At 30.1% G+C, this 18,205-nt stretch carries 25 protein-coding genes; 6 read left to right on the forward strand and 19 right to left on the reverse strand.

Features of this window, described 5'->3' with window-relative positions; all coding sequences use genetic code 11:
- Window position 1 precedes the first annotated feature (1 nt).
- The 11 genes from D6200_RS07470 to D6200_RS07520 form a co-directional block, all read right to left on the reverse strand.
- Entirely contained in the window at window positions 2-946 is a 945-nt protein-coding gene (locus tag D6200_RS07470) for an LLM class flavin-dependent oxidoreductase (RefSeq protein ID WP_073184641.1), read from the reverse strand.
- A complete protein-coding gene (locus D6200_RS07475) occupies window positions 943-2,076 on the reverse strand; it encodes a lanthionine synthetase LanC family protein (protein WP_047790187.1) in 1,134 nt (377 codons plus the stop codon). Before D6200_RS07475 ends, D6200_RS07470 begins: the two co-directional genes overlap by 4 nt.
- A gap of 86 nt (window positions 2,077-2,162) precedes the next feature.
- Window positions 2,163-2,354, reverse strand: a complete 192-nt coding sequence (locus D6200_RS07480; RefSeq protein ID WP_047790188.1) for a class I lanthipeptide — start codon at window positions 2,352-2,354, stop codon at window positions 2,163-2,165.
- A gap of 63 nt (window positions 2,355-2,417) precedes the next feature.
- On the reverse strand, window positions 2,418-2,600 hold the full coding sequence (locus D6200_RS07485) for a class I lanthipeptide (protein WP_047790189.1): 183 nt from the start codon (window positions 2,598-2,600) through the stop codon (window positions 2,418-2,420).
- Between the two features lie 11 nt (window positions 2,601-2,611).
- Window positions 2,612-2,803: a class I lanthipeptide gene (locus D6200_RS07490; RefSeq protein WP_047790190.1), complete on the reverse strand. Its 192-nt coding sequence runs from the start codon at window positions 2,801-2,803 to the stop codon at window positions 2,612-2,614.
- A 12-nt stretch (window positions 2,804-2,815) separates the two neighbouring features.
- A complete protein-coding gene (locus D6200_RS07495) occupies window positions 2,816-3,004 on the reverse strand; it encodes a class I lanthipeptide (RefSeq protein WP_125064394.1) in 189 nt (62 codons plus the stop codon).
- Window positions 3,005-3,017: 13 nt separating this feature from the next.
- Entirely contained in the window at window positions 3,018-3,200 is a 183-nt protein-coding gene (locus D6200_RS07500) for a class I lanthipeptide (protein ID WP_047790192.1), read from the reverse strand.
- Window positions 3,201-3,218: 18 nt separating this feature from the next.
- Entirely contained in the window at window positions 3,219-3,407 is a 189-nt protein-coding gene (locus tag D6200_RS07505) for a class I lanthipeptide (protein ID WP_047790193.1), read from the reverse strand.
- Between the two features lie 11 nt (window positions 3,408-3,418).
- Window positions 3,419-3,607 (reverse strand): class I lanthipeptide, encoded by a 189-nt coding sequence (locus tag D6200_RS07510; protein WP_047790194.1) that lies wholly within the window; start codon window positions 3,605-3,607, stop codon window positions 3,419-3,421.
- Between the two features lie 102 nt (window positions 3,608-3,709).
- A complete protein-coding gene (locus tag D6200_RS07515; protein WP_083574846.1) occupies window positions 3,710-6,085 on the reverse strand; it encodes an outer membrane beta-barrel family protein in 2,376 nt (791 codons plus the stop codon).
- 55 nt (window positions 6,086-6,140) lie between these two features.
- Window positions 6,141-6,827, reverse strand: coding sequence for a hypothetical protein (locus tag D6200_RS07520; RefSeq protein ID WP_073184646.1), 687 nt, complete (start codon window positions 6,825-6,827; stop codon window positions 6,141-6,143).
- A 168-nt stretch (window positions 6,828-6,995) separates the two neighbouring features.
- Between D6200_RS07520 and D6200_RS07525 the strand changes: the two genes are divergently transcribed.
- On the forward strand, window positions 6,996-7,757 hold the full coding sequence (locus D6200_RS07525) for a response regulator transcription factor (protein WP_047790196.1): 762 nt from the start codon (window positions 6,996-6,998) through the stop codon (window positions 7,755-7,757).
- Here D6200_RS07525 and D6200_RS07530 read toward each other — a convergent pair.
- The 7 genes from D6200_RS07530 to D6200_RS07555 all read right to left on the reverse strand — a co-directional run bounded on the left by D6200_RS07530 (window position 7,754) and on the right by D6200_RS07555 (window position 13,637).
- Window positions 7,754-8,497 (reverse strand): ThiF family adenylyltransferase, encoded by a 744-nt coding sequence (locus D6200_RS07530; RefSeq protein ID WP_073184649.1) that lies wholly within the window; start codon window positions 8,495-8,497, stop codon window positions 7,754-7,756. The two genes, D6200_RS07525 and D6200_RS07530, sit on opposite strands and share 4 nt — an antisense overlap.
- 186 nt (window positions 8,498-8,683) lie before the next feature.
- Complete coding sequence (locus D6200_RS07535) at window positions 8,684-9,070, reverse strand: hypothetical protein (protein WP_047790198.1); 387 nt, start codon at window positions 9,068-9,070, stop codon at window positions 8,684-8,686.
- 10 nt (window positions 9,071-9,080) lie between these two features.
- A complete protein-coding gene (locus D6200_RS07540) occupies window positions 9,081-9,500 on the reverse strand; it encodes a GreA/GreB family elongation factor (RefSeq protein WP_047790199.1) in 420 nt (139 codons plus the stop codon).
- Between the two features lie 11 nt (window positions 9,501-9,511).
- Entirely contained in the window at window positions 9,512-10,813 is a 1,302-nt protein-coding gene (locus D6200_RS07545) for a Glu/Leu/Phe/Val family dehydrogenase (RefSeq protein ID WP_047790200.1), read from the reverse strand.
- Between the two features lie 44 nt (window positions 10,814-10,857).
- Window positions 10,858-11,025 carry a hypothetical protein gene (locus D6200_RS15295; protein ID WP_156167091.1) on the reverse strand — a complete coding sequence of 56 codons (168 nt, stop codon included), beginning with the start codon at window positions 11,023-11,025 and terminating at the stop codon, window positions 10,858-10,860.
- Between the two features lie 183 nt (window positions 11,026-11,208).
- Window positions 11,209-12,534 (reverse strand): sigma-54-dependent transcriptional regulator, encoded by a 1,326-nt coding sequence (locus tag D6200_RS07550; RefSeq protein WP_073184651.1) that lies wholly within the window; start codon window positions 12,532-12,534, stop codon window positions 11,209-11,211.
- 5 nt (window positions 12,535-12,539) lie between these two features.
- Window positions 12,540-13,637 carry a sensor histidine kinase gene (locus D6200_RS07555; RefSeq protein WP_073184653.1) on the reverse strand — a complete coding sequence of 366 codons (1,098 nt, stop codon included), beginning with the start codon at window positions 13,635-13,637 and terminating at the stop codon, window positions 12,540-12,542.
- Between the two features lie 148 nt (window positions 13,638-13,785).
- Between D6200_RS07555 and D6200_RS07560 the strand changes: the two genes are divergently transcribed.
- From D6200_RS07560 to D6200_RS07575, 4 genes are read left to right on the forward strand one after another with little or no spacing between them, the layout of a single operon-like run.
- Window positions 13,786-14,397, forward strand: a complete 612-nt coding sequence (locus D6200_RS07560; RefSeq protein ID WP_047790203.1) for a DUF4230 domain-containing protein — start codon at window positions 13,786-13,788, stop codon at window positions 14,395-14,397.
- Window positions 14,397-14,762: an MmcQ/YjbR family DNA-binding protein gene (locus D6200_RS07565; protein ID WP_073184655.1), complete on the forward strand. Its 366-nt coding sequence runs from the start codon at window positions 14,397-14,399 to the stop codon at window positions 14,760-14,762. Before D6200_RS07560 ends, D6200_RS07565 begins: the two co-directional genes overlap by 1 nt.
- The gene (locus D6200_RS07570; protein ID WP_047790205.1) at window positions 14,759-15,319 is read left to right on the forward strand and encodes a hypothetical protein; all 561 of its coding nucleotides are present in this window, start codon (window positions 14,759-14,761) and stop codon (window positions 15,317-15,319) included. Before D6200_RS07565 ends, D6200_RS07570 begins: the two co-directional genes overlap by 4 nt.
- 1 nt (window position 15,320) lies before the next feature.
- Window positions 15,321-15,869: a 5-formyltetrahydrofolate cyclo-ligase gene (locus D6200_RS07575; protein ID WP_073184658.1), complete on the forward strand. Its 549-nt coding sequence runs from the start codon at window positions 15,321-15,323 to the stop codon at window positions 15,867-15,869.
- 48 nt (window positions 15,870-15,917) lie between these two features.
- On the opposite strand, the gene rho is transcribed toward D6200_RS07575, so the two are convergent.
- Window positions 15,918-17,537 (reverse strand): transcription termination factor Rho, encoded by a 1,620-nt coding sequence (rho, locus tag D6200_RS07580; RefSeq protein ID WP_047790207.1) that lies wholly within the window; start codon window positions 17,535-17,537, stop codon window positions 15,918-15,920.
- A gap of 199 nt (window positions 17,538-17,736) precedes the next feature.
- On the opposite strand from rho, the gene D6200_RS07585 reads away from it, so the two are divergent.
- Window positions 17,737-18,171, forward strand: a complete 435-nt coding sequence (locus tag D6200_RS07585) for a DUF4293 domain-containing protein (protein WP_047790208.1) — start codon at window positions 17,737-17,739, stop codon at window positions 18,169-18,171.
- The last annotated feature ends 34 nt before the right edge of the window (window positions 18,172-18,205 follow it).

Here is an 18,205-nt window from a genome sequence, read left to right on the forward strand (position 1 = left end):
CTTAAAACGTTTTAAGTACTTGCTGTGTTGTTAATTCTTTTATTAATTCTAAGTTTTCTAACTTAGCTTCTATATCTTTTTCGGTATCGCATATTATGACTTCATTTACCCCATATGCTTTTTGAATTTTCTCTAATTTTTCTAAAAAAGTATATTCATTAACCGGAATAATTTTCAAGCCCTCTCTTTTGTTTTTATATTTCTTCTCTTCTTGCTCTACTTGTTCTTTTGTTTTTGAAAAAGTAACTGCTATTGCTATAGCTACTTCTGGAAGTTGCCCGTTCGTTTGATAATACTCTTCTTTATATTCTTGTAACCCTTTGAGGTCTTCATCGTATTCAAAAACATCTAAACCGTGCATTAGAGACCTACATATGTTTAATTTATTTTTTATTGCTAAATCTTTTTTCCTATAACTGTTAGATAGATACCATAAGGAAGGTGCAATTCCTTTAAATGGAGGAAGTACAATCTTGCTTTCATTGTATTTTTTTTCTTCTTCATGCAGTAGTTCACATATCGCTTGAAGGTTTTTCTCGTACATCGTATTTTCAAATGTGCTATTATTTAAATTGAAAAAATTATGTTGATGTGCGTTTTCTGGACGTCCTTTAGACAAACCAAAATCAATTCTGTTATTATAAATATTATTAAGTAGTTTATAATTTTGCGCCAAAGAATATGGCGAGTAATAACCTATTAGAGATCCTGCAGATCCTATCCTAATATTTTCTGTCATACCCGCAATTAGGGTCATTAAGATCTCTGGGTTATTGTATGGATGTACAGCACTAGCTCTGTGGTGCTCTGTAAGCCAAAATCTAGAAAAATTTAACTCATCTGCCCTACATGCATAAGTAAAAATATCTTCTATAGCATGCATTGAATTTTGTTTATTGCTAGCTGCAAACTCTAGTATTCCAATTTTTAAAATATCGTTTATCATAATAGTAGTATTTTGGACCAGTTAAATTCTTCTTCTCTTTCAAACTCTAAAAGAGATAAAGCTGTAGCCGGCAGATTATTTAAAAAATTAAGAGGATGTTCTTTTATAGTACTTTCAGTAAGAAAGTTTAATGTTTTTTTATACCAAAAGTTAGATGCTTCTTTATACTTTGAGTTTCTAGTTTTTTTATATAAGAACATGTATGTTTTTAACACTCCTGAACTCCCAAAGTAAAACCTATGATCCCAAATTCTTGTATGTTTCTCTTCTCTTTTTTCAAGGCTTTCTAAAGCTATTTTATTAGCAATAGTTAGTAGCTCATTAGTTTTAAATTTTTCATTTAATGAATATATTAATGTAGAAAAATTCACATCACAATTAGACCAGGCTAGCACAGCTCTATAATTTAAGCCTTTTTCAAACTCATCTCCTTTGTGAATACTTCTAGGCAAGTAGTATTTCTTGTCTTTGATTATTTGATATTCATTCTTTTTCATAATATTCATTAGTTTATCTAATAAATATCTTACGAAATACTCTGCTCTTTCATCATTTATATCATTTAAAACTTTTATTATCGCACATAATCCGTGGGCATAACCAATGTGCACGCCTTCTATATATGTGTATTCATTATAAAATAAAAAGTTTTTATCCTCTTTTAACTTTTCAAACAAAGCTTCTAAAACTCTATTAACATGAGGTTTGCTATCTACATAATTTAGATAAAATAAAATTCCAAAAGGACCTCTAACGAAATCATAATTATTATTTTGAATTAACTCAATAGCTTGACCTACTACTATGTTATTTATTTCTTCTAGTTGTGAATTGTAACCTTCATCTATTATTTTTTCTTCAATTAGTAACTGTAGAACATACCCTAAACCACTCAAACCATTTTCTAATGTAGAATCATACATTAAGCTAGAAACACCTTTTTCAATATTTGTAAAAACAGACTCTAAGTTTTTTTCTATTCTTTGTAAATGATCTTCTTTATTAAAAACCTTATAAAGACATAAGTAGTAATAAACAAGTCCTAACTTTCCATTTAATAAACTATCTGACTCTAAATCTTCTCTTTTTATTTTATCTATATTTTCTATTAATTTATGTGCTTCTTTCATTTTGTATGACTTTAAAATACAGCAGCAATTAAACTGCTGTATTTATTATTATTTTAATAGAGTTATATTTACTTTGCAATTTCATTTTAGTTTAAAACTTGATCTGCAGATCCATTACACGTTCCTGTATCACAAGACGCATTACATGTAAAATTTAAACAAGAAATACTTGCTGCGTCTCTAACCCCTCCTTTTAATTGAGACATTTGAGCTTCTTGAAGTTTTGTAATTGCTTCTTTATTTAACTTTAATCCTTTGTTTAGTGTGATTTTTTTCATCTTTATTTATTTTTAGACAAGGTTCTTTTAGGTTAAAAAGAACCTTGTTCTATTAATTACTATTTAATTAATAACTTGATCTTTACAAGAGTTTCTATTACAAGATTTAATACAAGATCCATTTGCACAAGTAAGACCTTCTGCTTCTCTTACTCCTCCTTTAAAAGAAGACATTTGTGAATCTTGAAGCTTTGTAATTGCTTCTTTGTTTAATTTTAACCCTTTGTTTAATGTGATTTTTTTCATCTTTTTGTTTTTTAATTAATTACTTGATCTGCTCCTCCTTTACAAGAGTTTTTATTACATGATTGTATACAAGATCCATTTGCACAAGTAGCTCCTGCTGCTGCATTTATACCTCCTTTAAAAGAAGACATTTGAGAATCTTGAAGCTTTGTAATTGCTTCTTTATTTAACTTTAATCCTTTGTTTAGTGTGATTTTTTTCATCTTTTTGTTTTTTTAATTAATTACTTGATCTGCTCCTTTACATGAATTTTTATTACATGACTTAATGCAAGATCCATTTGCACAAGTAAGACCTTCCGCGTCTCTAATTCCTCCTTTGAAGGAAGACATTTGTGAATCTTGAAGCTTTGTAATTGCTTCTTTATTTAACTTTAACCCTTTGTTTAATGTGATTTTTTTCATCTTTTTGTTTTTATTATTGTATTCGGTTAGCATTACAAGAATCCTCATTACACGACTTAATACAAGATCCATTTGCACAAGTAAGACCTTCTGCTTCTCTAACTCCTCCTTTAAAAGAAGACATTTGTGAATCTTGAAGCTTTGTAATTGCTTCTTTGTTTAATTTTAACCCTTTGTTTAATGTGATTTTTTTCATCTTTATTTGTTTTTATTATTAATGAATAACTTGATCCGCTCCTTTACAAGAATCCTCATTACACGACTTAATACAAGATCCATTTGCACAAGTAGCTCCTGCTGCTGCATTTATACCTCCTTTAAAAGAAGACATTTGTGAATCTTGAAGCTTTGTAATTGCTTCTTTGTTTAATCTTAATCCTTTGTTTAATGTGATTTTTTTCATCTTTTTGTTTTTTAATTAATTACCTGGTCTGCTGATCCATTACAAGAGTTTTCATTACAAGATTTGATACACGATCCGTTTGCGCAAGTAAGTCCTGCTGCTCTAATACCTCCTTTAAAGGTTGACATTTGAGAGTCTTGTAACTTTGTAATTGCCTCTTTGTTTAACTTTAATCCTTTGTTTAGTGTGATTTTTTTCATCTTTAAAATTTTATATTGAATTAATTATCAGTTATATTTTTAAGACTTTAACTGTTTTTCGGTCTGTAAACCTTGGCCTTGGTTATTTTATATACTCAATTATTATTGAGCCCTATTTTGTATATCTCTATTACCTGATCTATCTCTTTTTGTTCTAATATTTTTATTTCCAAATGTGTATCTTACTATAAAACTTAATGATCTTGAATCGTAATAGTTATTATAAGTTGTTTTAACATTGTTATAATAACCTGTCACAGTAGTTACACTTGTTTTTAAAATATCATTAGCATACATCACTAGGTTTAAATCTCCTTTTAGTAGTTTTAATCTAAGAGATAAGTCTAAAGGACCGTAACCTCCATGTCTTGAAACATTTTGTTTTGCTGCAAAAACATGGTAATAATTAACCCCTAGTGATAGCGTTTTTTTAGAATTTAATTTTATATAGTTCTGAGTTTGTACAAAGGCATTAAACCCTTCTTGTTCTCTAATAGTTTCAGGTATTGATGAAGACATTTTAGAATACCCTATATCTATCGTGTTGTACGAAGTCAACCATTTTAATTTATCAAAGATATACGTATCTGTTATTCCGTAATTTTCTATATCTAAATGATTATAATACGTATAGTTTACCACTTTACTTACAGGATCTAACTCTGAAATTTGCTCATACCCTTCTGTAATCTTTTGACTATATACCTTTAATTCGTTCTTTTTAGAATTAAATATTAGTTCTGTGTTAGTAATAAATGAAGGTTGTAAAAACGGATTACCTTGTATTGTTTTAAAGGGATTTACAACTATCTTAAAAGGATCTAAACTTTCAAATCTAGGTCTATTTAATCTCCTACTTACATTAAACGATAGTGACTGTTCTCCCTTTAATTTGTATGTAAGGTATAGTGTAGGAAAAAACTTAGTATATTTATTTTCGTTCGATTGGTTATTTGATTTAGAGTATGATTTAGTTACTGTGCTCTCTAATCTAAGTCCTGCTTTTGCACTAAACTTTTCTGAAATTTTCTTAGTTCCTGATACATATGCTGCATAAATATGCTCGTCGTAATTAAATACATTAGATTGATTCTCATCTAAAACTGGGGTTCCATTAAAGCTGTCATAAAACTTAAAGTCATTATTAGTTTGAGAAAAAGACACTTTACCTCCTAACTTTATATCTATTGAATTATAGGGTAACGATACGTCTATTTTTCCTGAAATATTTTCAAAATCATAATCTATACTCGTATTGTTTGAAAAAGTAGGAGTTATCGTATTTTGTTCTCTCCTTTCTCCTTTATTTTCACCTTCTTTAAACGAAGTAGACTTATAATAATCTACATCTAACGAAATCTTTTTCCCTAAACTATCTAGTTTAATTGTATTGTAAAAATTTAACGCATGGCTCTTGGCATCTTTGTTAGAAACTCCATCAGATAATAAGGAATACTTTAACTCATCCTTTAAATCGTAAATCAAATCTTTATTACCTGTCGAAGAAATTATATCTGAGTTTGTTCCTGAGTATCCTAACCCTAATTCCCATTTTTCAGTTAAAGTTTGAGTAAATGACAATCTATAATTTAAATACTCGTCCTCATATTCTGAAGGTCCATTACCCCTCCATGTTTCATTTGAAAAAAAGTTATTATTTCTAAAAATGTTTCTTTTTAGATAAAGTCCATTAGAAATATTTACAGTTAAATATGTATTTTTCTTTTTGTAATTTAGAGCTAAACTTCTTCCGTAGGAAAATAATGTTCTCTGGGTACTTGACATGCGGGCTACGGCACTCCAAAAATCTTTCTTTTCTTTTTTAAGAACTATATTAATTACTCCTCCATTTCCTTCAGCCTCAAACTCTGAAGGTGGCACTGTTATTACCTCAACTCTAACAATATCAGAGCTATTAATACTGGCTAAGTACCCTCTTAAATCATCTCCCGTCAACGGCAACATTTTACTATTAACCATCACTCTTACAAAACTTTTTCCAAGCATTGTTAATTGATCATCTCTAATAACTATATTTGGTGTTACCCTCAATACTTCTACGGCAGAACCTAACTCTTGAGCAACTGTTTTATCTATATTAAAAACTAAACGATCGTTTTTCCTAACTAATGTTTGTTTTTTACTAGTTATTATTACTTCTTTAAGTAAGCTTGTGTCCTCTTCTAAAACAATATTACCTAAATCATTAGTTGTTACATTGATTTTTTTGGTTTTAAAACCTAAAAAACTTATTTCAATAAAAAATGAAGTTTTTTCTTTTACTTTTAATCTGAACTCCCCTCTATCATCAGTAGTTACTCCATCTATAAGTTTATTATTTATAGAATCATATAAAATTACATTGGCTAGAGAAATTGGCTGTTTTTTTGTATCAACAACCACCCCATTGTACGTTATTTGTGAGAGGATATTTGTACACATTAAAAGCAAAATCATATTTAAAACCTGTTTCTTCATTTCTTTAATTTATTTTATTATACTTCAAATTTAAATGACCTCTACATCTATCTCATTACACTAAAGTGTAGTTAACCAACTGACTGTCAACAACTACACTTTTAGGTAGTTTTGATTTTTTTACTGAACTATCGTCTATTGATTTAAATATCAAATGCTTATTTTTTCTATAAAACCCTATTAAACCTGAATAAGTCATACACACAGGTATAGTCTCTGAGCCTAAATAGTTCACTGCCTCACCAACCACAGTAGCTTCTATTCCTAAAATTCTTAAAACTCTTAACAACTTACTATCACACTCAGCGAAAGCAACAGAGTTTTCTTTTTCACAAATTGGACTTATGGCACAAATCATTAGTTTTTTAAAAAGGTTTATATCACTAACCTCTTTTTTTATTGCGAATCTACCTATGTGCCAAATTGTTTTTAAAGGAGACATACCTGCAATTTCTATCGGGTTAATTCCAAATATTTTTTGAATTGGTAACTTTCTTGAGTAATCCCATCTTAGCACTCTTATAGCACCTTGAATTTCTCCTTTGTCATTTTTTGAAACAAATACTTTTGAGTTCTTAGAAAAACCTAGCTCTTCTTTATAAATAGATTGAATACTTGAATAATAATTACTTGGTAAGCTTCCTTTAGTGTGATGTTTAAAATTCTCTTTAACTATGAATTCAGCTAAATTTATCATTTCACTTGACGATAATATTTCTAAAGATTTGTTTTTAAAAGTCATAACATTGTGTTTTATACTCTCAAAACTATCTATAGACTACTGCTTTTCAATTACACAAAAGTGTAGTTAAAGCGCTGACGATCAATAAACTACACTTTAGTGTAGTTTTATTAGACATAATAATATACTTTTTAGTAGATTTGTTAGAACTCTTCAATATTTTTAATTATGGAAAACAACATCAATGATTTTTTTTCAATGAAAAACACTGTTGATAATATTTCTGAAAATGAACTTCTTAAAACATCTGATTATTTAGCTCCTATAAAAGCTTTTGCAAGAACTACTTATAAAAGTATTTATATTATTGACTATCAAAAGAAAGGATTTGAATATGTTTCTGATAACCCCTTATTCTTGTGTGGTCATACATCTGAAGAAGTAAAAGAAATGGGATATGCCTTTTACTTTAAGTATGTTACACCTCCCGATTTAGATTTACTTTTAAAGATAAATACAGTAGGGTTTGATTTTTTTGAAAAACTGCCTATTGAAGAAAGATTATTCTACACAATTTCTTATGACTTTAATATCAAAAATCAAGAGAAAAAAACCATTTTAATAAACCAAAAATTAACTCCTTTATTTTTGAATAATGATGGTAAAGTTTGGAAAGCTATATGTATTATATCTTTATCTACAGAACAACACTCTGGAAATATCAAAATATACAAACAAGGAGACAACAAAATGTTTACTTATAATCTAGAAGGTAAATATTGGAAAACAGAAGAAAAAATAACACTTACAAATAGAGAAAAAGAAATATTACAGTATTCTGCAAGAGGTTTTAAAATCAATGAAATAGCTGAATCTATTTTTGTATCTCCTGATACTGTTAAATTTCACAGAAAAAAATTATTTGACAAATTAGAAGTTGCTAACATAACAGAGGCAATTTCTTTTGCTACCAATAATAGACTTATTTAACTATTAATTGACGACAAGTAAAACTCAGGAAATTTTTTCACAGGTTTCCCCACTGAAATATTAAACAGCAAGTGCGTACAAATAGACGCTACTAACCATGAGGCTACAGATAGTTGAGGAGGAGGTAATACTTCCTTCTCTTTTTTATATTCTTCTATAACATCTTCTATCCATTTCTGAGGCTTTCCCCAAAACTTCATATAACTTACTGCGTATTCTACCATTTTTACTTCGTTAAACTTCTCTTCTTCTTTGGCTATTGATTCTAACGATAAACTATCTGGTGTGATTACAGAAACTAAAGCTCCCCAGCCTAAATTATATGGATGAATAATTGGCACCCCTTTATCTCTACAAATCTTATCAAACATTAATGGTATGTCAGACGTAAAATCTAAAGCATTTACCGCTACTTTATGTCCTTCAATTATTGAATGTATATTTTCTTTTGTAATAAAACAATTATGAACCGTAATATCTGCTTTCGGATTAATTGATAACAATCTTTTAGAAAGCGCTTCAACTTTATCCGTTTTAATATCATCTTCAGTATAATTTTGCCTATTCAAGTTTGATAGCTCAACCTCATCACCATCAACTATAGTAATTTTTTCAAAACCTAACCTTAATGCACATTCAGCAATATTACTACCTATACCACTACCGCCTAATAAGATTGGATAATTCTTTATCAGTTCTTGCTCTTCTGGTTTAATATATATTCTATTTCTACTATACATTGATTTTTTCTAAGATTTATTTAAACAAAAATAATTAAACATACCTAATCAAATCTTACACTAAAGTGTAGTTATTAAAAGATTAAAGCTCATACTATTTTTTAAAACAAAAAAACCTTGGAACTACATGATTCCAAGGTTTTACAACTAACTCTACAAATCTAACATACTTGCTTAACAAGAATGCTATTCTTTTAATAAGACTTCATCAAAAAATTTGTCTTTAAGTTTTTGATAAGCTTCTAAATTATTTTGATAATTCTCACGTAACCTATCGTACTCTTCTAAATAAGCCATATCGCACTGTATATCGTCACATTCTGCTACATTTACATAGGTATTTGAATATGATAAAACAGTTTTATAAAGCTCATTATTTACTTTTTTTCTCTTAGAAAAGAGTTCTAGTATTTCTTTAGAAATAGTTTTATTGACTAAAGAGTATTCATGCAAGCTTAAAAGGTTCTCAATCTCTTTATTAATATACTGTAACTGATCTACCCATCCTTTTAATTCTACATGGTTGTATTTATGTACTACATCTATATCGCTACCGTGATTATTAAGTGTCATTTTTTTATCTTTAAATTAAGGTGCTGAAACTTTCGTTCTTTTTTTCTTGAACTACTTTTAAAATTTTAACTTCTTTCTTCCCTCCTGGTAAATCCCAATGAACTACATCATTTAGAGCATAACCAAATAAAGCTATACCTATTGGCGTTAAAATAGAAACCTTGTTGGTTTTCAAATCCTTTTCAGTTGGTCTTACAATCTGAATAGTTTTTTCCCAAACATCTCCAGAAGCTATAGTCACAACAGTATTTAAGCGTATGACATCATCAAACATTTGTTCTTCATCTAAAATTTTTGCTGTTTTTAACTCCTCAGCAAACTTGCCTAATGATGTTTGTACTTTACTTTCTTCAGTATGCGCTGAAACATTAAGTAAACTCTTAATGTACACATACTCTTTTTTCTCTAAAACTAAACTTCCGTGTTTCATTTTACTCCTTTTTATGGAAAAATACCTCGTTGAACATACGCTTTTTCAATACGTTGTATCGCTATACAGTAAGCTGCTTTTCGCATATCAACACCTTCTAACTTAGCATAATCTGAAACTCTAGTATAGGAGTCTTTTAGCTTCTTGTCTAATCGCGTAATTACTTCTTCCATATTCCACAACTCTCCGTTACGGTTTTGAAGCCACTCGAAATAACTAGTGATTACTCCTCCTGAATTACATAGTATATCAGGAATAATTGTTACTCCTTTTTCTAAAAGAATTTTTTCTCCTTCAACATTTATAGGTCCGTTTGCTCCTTCAGCTATTAAATTAGCTTTGATTAAGTGTGCATTATCTTCAGTTATCTGATTACCCAATGCTGCTGGTATACAAATATCACAGTCAGTAGCAAAAAAATCTTCCTTCTCTATTGCTATTGATTCTGGGTACTCTACCAAACTTCCATTATTAGCTTTTGTATAATTGAAAAGGTCATCTACTTTAATTCCGTTCGTATTTTGAATACTTCCGTAAGCATCTTGAACCCCTATCATTTTTGCTCCTTCTTGTTCTAAAAAGTAAGCCGCCCAATACCCAACGTTTCCAAACCCTTGAACAATAAAAGTTTTTCCTTCTAAAGTTTGGTTATTTTCTTCTACCCAAAACTTGATGGTTAAGAAAACTCCATAACCTGTAGCTCTGTCTCTTCCTTCTAGACCTCCACTACCTATTGGTTTTCCTGTAACTACATGTTGATTCATTGAACGTTCAGCTGGTGCTTTTGTGCTCATATAGGTATCAGCCATCCACGCCATTGTTTGAGCGTTTGTATTAACATCTGGAGCAGGAATATCATGCTCTGGTCCAATATTATCTCCTAATGCAAACGTAAAACGTCTGGTAATACGCTCTAATTCATCTTTTGAATATTTTGCTGGGTCTATTTGAATTCCTCCTTTACCTCCACCGTATGGTAAGCCAGCAAGAGATGTTTTCCATGTCATCCACATAGCTAATGCTCTGGCTGCATCAATATCTACCGTTGGATGGTAACGTAAACCTCCTTTATATGGTCCCAAAGCATTGTTATGCTGTACACGATATCCTTGAAAAATTTCAACGTCTCCATTATCCATCTTTACAGGAAAATTAACAATAATTTCGTTATTCGTAATGCTTAATATTTTACGAATATTAGGGTGTAAACCAATTTGATCAGACGCACTATTAAATTGCTCTAGTACATTATCAACCATCCCTCTAGCATTCTTTCGCTTCACTGGTTTTTTTAATTCCTTAGTTAAAGTCATCTCACTTATGTTTGAATTTATGTTGCTTTTAATTTTTTCTGTTTTTATACAGCTTGCATTTCTTTTTCTATAATGACTGCCTGTTTTTTTTCTTTTTTTACATCTACCTCATTATACTCACTACACGACCATACCTTTTCTTTAAATTTGGTTAACACACATATATTTATCTCTGTACATGATGGACAAATATTAAAAGGGTTAGCATTCATAAATTATATTTATTTTATTCTCTCTCTTAAAAGCAAATGATATACCGTTAATGATGCCAAAAAAAAGAAAAACTCCCAACCCCTTGCAAACAAGAGGCTCTGGAAGTTTTTATAAATTTTTACTTAAAATAAAAGCGGGTAATTTCTCCTCAAGTGGAGAAAAAACACCCAGAAAAATTTTTGTTATTCTTTCAGCTTTTCTCGTAATGTCTTACGGTCTATTTGAAGAATTTTTGCTGCTTTTGTTTTATTGTTATTAGTAGCATTTAGCACATGTTGTATGTGACGTTTTTCCATTTCTTTTAAAGATATTAATCCTTCTTCTGAAAAATCGACATTATATTTTAGCGAATCAGGTAAATGCTCTACTTCTACTATACGATCACACATAATTACCGCACGTTGTATTATATTTTCTAACTCTCTAATATTACCTGGCCAATTATATCTTTGTAGTATAGCTAAAGCTTTAGGACTTATTTTTACGAACCTATCTTTATATTCCACCCCATATTTAAACAGAAACTTTTCTACTAACATAGAAATATCTTCTTTCCTTTCTCGTAAAGGTGGCACCTCTATTTCAACTACTGTCAACCTATAAAACAGGTCTTCTCGAAATGTTCCTTTTTGAATCATTTCTTTTAAATTATTGTTGGTGGCAGCAATAATTCTAACATCTACTTTCTCTGCTTTTTGAGCTCCTACCTTCACCACTTCTTTTTCTTGTAAAGCCCTTAATAACTTTGATTGTACATTTAATGAAGCATTTCCTATTTCATCTAAAAAAATAGTTCCTCCATTAGCCGCTTGAAAAAAACCATTTCTGTTACCATCTGCTCCAGTAAAAGCTCCTTTTATATAACCAAACAACTCAGACTCTAATAAATTCTCAGGAATTGCTCCACAGTTTACCGCTATGTATGGACCTTTAGCAAATTTTCCTTCATAATGTATTGCACGTGCCACTAACTCTTTACCAGTACCACTTTCTCCCTTAATAGAAACTGTTGCTTTATTGTTTTTTACTCGATCTATTATTTGAAAAATTTCATTAATCTTTTCTGAAGCCCCTATCATATCTCCATAAAAATCCTTTTTATCTTTTTCTTGAGTAGTTTTTTTATGACTTTTTTCTGCTTTTTTTAAAGCATCATCCATTGCCGATTTCAACTCATCTTTTGTAAATGGCTTCGTTAGGTATGCTACTACTCCTGACTTAATGGCTTCTAATGAATCTTGAACAGATGGATATCCTGTTACTATAAGTTTAGGTAACTTTGGATAGTGTTCTGAAACAAATTTAACAAGTTCAAAACCATCCACTTCTGGCATTTTTAAATCGGTTATTAGCAAATCAATTGGTGTATCTCTTAAAATTGTAACTGCTTCTTTAACCGATACTGCCTTGTAAGTGTGATAATTCCAAGATTGTAAATGTCGATGCAACAATTCTAAGATATGAACATCATCATCTACTATTAATATATTTTCTTTTTTTAACGGCATTTCTTTTATTTTGGTAACCTAACCTCAAAGATAGCACCTTTTTCAATGCCATTTTTAGCTGTTATTGTTCCTTTATGACTCAATACAATACCATGCACAACACTTAACCCTAACCCTGTTCCTTCTCCTGTTGGCTTCGTTGTATAGAAAGGCTGAAATACTTTTTCAAGACCTTCGTCACTTAATCCTATCCCTTCATCAGAAATTCTTAATATCACTTCTTTATCTGTTTGAAATGTTTCAATAGTCACCAGTCCATTTTTAGGTGAAAAGTAAATAGCATTAATAATAAGATTGAAAATAATCTGAGTAAGTTGAACTGTATCTGCCCGTAACCACAACTCAGATTCTTCCACTTTCACTAGGTATTTTACAGACTGTCTTCTAAAAGTAGCATCCAATAAGTTTATTGCATCTTTTATACTCGGAATAATGTTTACTTTTTTCATTTCTTGTGGCATTTCACAAGCAAAATACATGAGTTTTTTTACTACTTCTCTTGAAAAAATTGTACTTTGAATAATTTTATCTACATCTGCCAAAGCCTTTTCATTACTAGACATATCTGCTTTCAATAATTCTGAGTAACCTAAAATATTAGCTAGCGGGGTATTTAATTCATGGGCAATACCAGCGGTTAATTCTCCTAAGATTGATAAACGATCGGCGTGTTCCATTTTACGCCTCATCGACAGCTCATTGTTCTTTATTTCAATACGCTCTAAAAGTCCCCCTATTTTTATAGCAACTGTATCAAATAATTCTTTTTCCTCTTTTAAATATAGATTATCCTTAAGTTCTTTTCCTTTTATAAATGCTGATATTTTTCCTTTAGGTATATTAAATACCAGAATAGTACTTGAAATTATACAAAGCTCTTTCTTTGTTTTACTTTTCTCTTCAGAATACTCTTCTATACCGATAAAAACTTGGGTGCTTTTTGGAAACTGTAATGCTTTTTTTAAACTTTTCGTTATTGCTTTTAAAGTTACATCAACTTGATCAAGATTAGCGTTTATTATTAAAGATGTTACCTCATAAAGACAGGTTAACTCTTTTATACGCTCTTTTAGTTCTTTTTCTGTTGTACTTACTGACCTCATTGATTAGTTTTTATTAAGCTCTGATAAACTCTTGCTCTTTCTGGGAATAAAAATACAAAATAACTCTCCTTTGCTCACTTTGTCTTTAAAAACTCTTACATTATATATTCTTTTTTATGCTTTACCTATTTTATGTAAATTCGTAGTTATGGAATTACTTTTTATAGGTTTGGCAGGAGGAGCCATTATATCCTATTACATTTTTAAAAAATTCACCTCAGTAAAAAGAAAAAATTTGACCGAAAAACAATCGGTAGTTTTGTTAGATAAAATAAAAAAAGTATCTAAATTAATTACTGTTGAAGGAGAATTTGCCGAAATATATCACCATGAAAACACCAAAGAAAAATTTTTAGGACTTGTTACCAGTAAGAAAAAAGCCATTATTCTAATTAATGCTAAAGTGCATATTGGTTTTGATTTTAGGAAAATAAAAATGCATACAGATACTAAGAAAAAAGTATTAGTTCTTTCTGAATTTCCTCAACCTGAAGTATTTTCAATAGAGCCTAATTTACGTTTCTATGATATTCAAAACGGATTACTTAACAAGTTTAGTTCTGAAGATTTAACTGAAGTAAATAAAGAAGCGAGAGAACACATTCTTCAAAAAATACCTGAAAGTAATTTAATGCAAACAGCAAACAAAGAAGCCCTAGAAGCAGTTACCTTAATGCAAAATTTAGTGGAAACTATTGGATGGAAACTAGACTACACTGCTTTAAAAATTCCTGAATCAACTCAAAATTTAATTGAATAATGAATATTGAAGAATTTCGTAACTATTGCATTACCAAAAAAGGAGTAACTGAACATTTTCCGTTTGATGATAATGTTTTAGTATTTAAAGTAATGAATAAAATGTTTGCTTTATCGGGTTTAGATAGTTGGGAGCAACATGAACCTAAAATTAATTTAAAATGTGAGCCTGAGCGTGCTTTAGAATTACGAGCTGAATATGAAAGTATTAACCCAGGATTTCATATGAGTAAAAAACACTGGAACACAGTTACTTTGAACAATGATGTTTCTGATACTTTTGCTTTTGAATTAATTAACCATTCATACGAACTTATAGTGAAAGGATTAACAAAAAAACTTCAAGAAGAATTACGAAATTTATGATAGAACAAGATAGTTTAGAATACTCCTTTGAACTTATAACTCCTAACTCTACAGAATTAAACTATAAACTGACAAAAGAATATTTTAAAGAAGGTAAGTTTAAGAGTGAAGAAAACTTTTTTCAATTAGAGTTTAAACAAGGATCAAAGTTAAAAAACGGACTTGTTCTCAACCCTCTTAAATGGAAAAGTCAATTTCAAATAACTTTTGACAACAATCTAGTTTTTGTAAAAGGACTTGTTGATCCTTCTAATCAGTTTGTTTCACAAGCAGAAATAAATTGTTGGAATAGATTCATCACAAACTTTAAAAACAGTCTTTTACAAAGAAAAAACTTATTCATACTTAACAAAGAGTTTGTAAAAACTTCGAAAAAATCCACGTTGAGTTATATTTCTTACGGTATAGTCTTAACAGTTTTACTTCTAGTAATAATAGGATTCACTGCCGATTACTTTAAGTTAAGTCTCACTCAAGTAGTCATTCCTTCTTCAGCGATTACTGCAATTGTGATTTTCTTAATTCAACGAAAAATGAATCAAAATAAAATCAGCTAACATGCTCAAATCTGACCTTAGAAAACTATACAAACAAAAGAGAAATACGCTTACTCAAACAGAAAAAGAAAAATTACAAGAGAGCATTTACCAACAAATATTCGAGTTACAAACTGATGATATTCATACTGTACATTTGTTTTTATCCATGCGAAAGTTCAATGAAATAGACACGAAGCCCATCATTGATTTTTTTAGAGGCAAAGGAAAAAGAATTATTGTTAGTCGTTGTAATTTCGAAGATGATACTCTTTCACATTTCTATTTTGAAAAAGACACTGAGCTAGAACTCAATAAATTTGGAGTTCCAGAACCTATAAATGCGGAAGAAGCTAATGTAAAAGATATTCATTTAGTTTTTGTTCCTATGTTAATTTCTGACGAACAGAACTATAGAGTTGGTTACGGAAAGGGCTTTTATGATCGATTTTTATCTGAATGTAGAGAAGATACTCGTACCATTGGACTTAACTTCTTTCCCCCTATCAAAAAGATAAAAGATACTCATAAGTTTGACGTTCCATTAGACTTTGTGATATATCCAAAATAAAAAAATCCCACATCTAGCGGGATTTTTTTATTTTATATAAACTAACGACTATCCGTTCATTGAAATCAAGAACTCCTCGTTATTTAAAGATCTTTTAATTCTATCTTGAATAAACTCCATTGCTTCAATAGGGTTCATATCAGCTAAATACTTACGTAATACCCACATACGTTGTACAGTCTTTTCATCTAATAATAAATCATCACGACGTGTACTCGACTTAATTAAGTCAATTGCAGGGTAAATTCTACGATTAGCAATATTACGCTCTAATTGTAACTCCATATTACCCGTACCTTTGAATTCTTCAAAGATAACCTCGTCCATTTTCGAACCAGTTTCAGTAAGTGCAGTAGCAATAATAGTTAAAGAACCACCATTTTCAATGTTACGAGCTGCCCCAAAGAAACGTTTTGGTTTGTGTAATGCATTAGCATCAATACCTCCTGATAAAATCTTCCCAGATGCTGGTGCCACGGTGTTGTATGCTCTTGCTAAACGTGTAATAGAATCTAATAAAATTACTACATCATGTCCACACTCTACTAAACGTTTTGCTTTTTCCAACACAATATTAGCCACACGAACATGTTTATCCGCTGGTTCATCAAAAGTAGATGCAACCACCTCACCACGTACACTACGTTGCATATCAGTAACCTCTTCTGGGCGTTCATCAATTAATAAAACAATCTGATAAACTTCAGGATGATTTGCTGCAATTGCTTTTGCTACATCTTTTAACAATACTGTTTTACCCGTTTTAGGTTGCGCCACAATCATACCACGTTGTCCCTTTCCTATTGGAGAAAACAAATCAATGATTCTAGTTGACAATGAACTTCCTTTTTCTGCTAAGTTAAACTTTTCATTAGCAAATAATGGTGTTAAGTGTTCAAAAGATACACGATCTCTTACGATGTTAGGATTTAATCCATTAATTTTTGATACTCTAATTAACGGGAAGTACTTTTCTCCTTCCTTTGGAGGACGTACGTTACCTCTAACTGTATCACCTGTTTTTAATCCAAATAACTTTATTTGAGACTGTGACACATAAATATCATCAGGTGATGATAAATAGTTGTAATCTGAAGAACGTAAAAAACCATATCCATCAGGCATCATTTCTAAGACACCTTCACTTTCAATAATACCATCAAACTCAAAATCAGGGTCACGGTACTTATTCCCACTTTTATGATGCTGCTTATTAGTATTCTGGTTTTTATTATGCTTATTACCTCTATTATTGTGGTTTTTATTATGCTGCTGCTTTTGCTGTTGAGGTTGTTGCTTTTTATCCTCTGAAGCTTGAACTTGCTTCTTCTCTTCTTGTCTTTTCTTAGGCTTATTAACAACTTCCTTTTTTTCTGGAGTTACTTTTTCTGGAGTTTTTTTCACTTCAGTTTCGTTAACAACCTTTTCTGGATTTTCTGCAGTAGTTTTAGCTTCTGTTTTAGCTATTCTTTTCCTTTTAGGCTTGTCTGCTTTAGGTGCAGCAGGTTTAGGTTTAGCCTCATTAGCACTTGCTTCTGCTTGCGCATCTAAAATTTTGTATACTAAGTCTAGTTTTTTTAGTTGACTAATCTTTGTTAATCCTATTGATTTGGCAATAACTTGTAAATCAGCTAATTTTTTAGTTTTTAATTCCGAAATATCGAACATTCGTTAAATAATTAAGTTACTAAAATTCCTTATTTGTAAAGAATTGTTTTGTATTAAGTTTTGTTTTGAGTGCTAATTATATAGGGGCTATATAATAATTTTGTGCGGTTACATACAAGGCAAATATATACAAATATTTTAACTTCTAATATTTCTTTTTAAAAAAAGAAGTATTACATTTGCTACCCGATAAAAAATTATGATACAAAGAATACAATCTATATACCTATTAGTAGCAGGAATTATCTCTGGAGGATTGACTTTTATAGTTAGTCTTTGGAGTAACTCCCAAACTAATCCTATTTATGTTTTAGATTTATTTTCTGGGAACTCAATCTTACAAAAAAGTATTCCTGTTTTATTTTTTATTTCGGCTTTAGTAGCTATTGTAACAATATTTCTATTTAAAAATCGTCAGTTACAATTTGTACTAAACCGGTTAAACATATTGATAAACCTTTTTTTATTAGGACTATTGATTTATTTATCACAAACATTATCTGGAGAAGCTTTGGTTTCTGAGAAAGGTATTGGGATGTTCTTTCCTATCATTGTTATTTTGCTATTAGTTTTAGCAAATAGAGCCATTAAGAAGGATGAAGATCTTGTAAAATCTGTAGATAGATTACGATAAACCTAACATCTTAGTATATTTAGTGCGAAAAAAA

Origin of the sequence: Tenacibaculum mesophilum (assembly GCF_003867075.1) — a bacterium.
GTDB lineage: Bacteria > Bacteroidota > Bacteroidia > Flavobacteriales > Flavobacteriaceae > Polaribacter > Polaribacter mesophilus.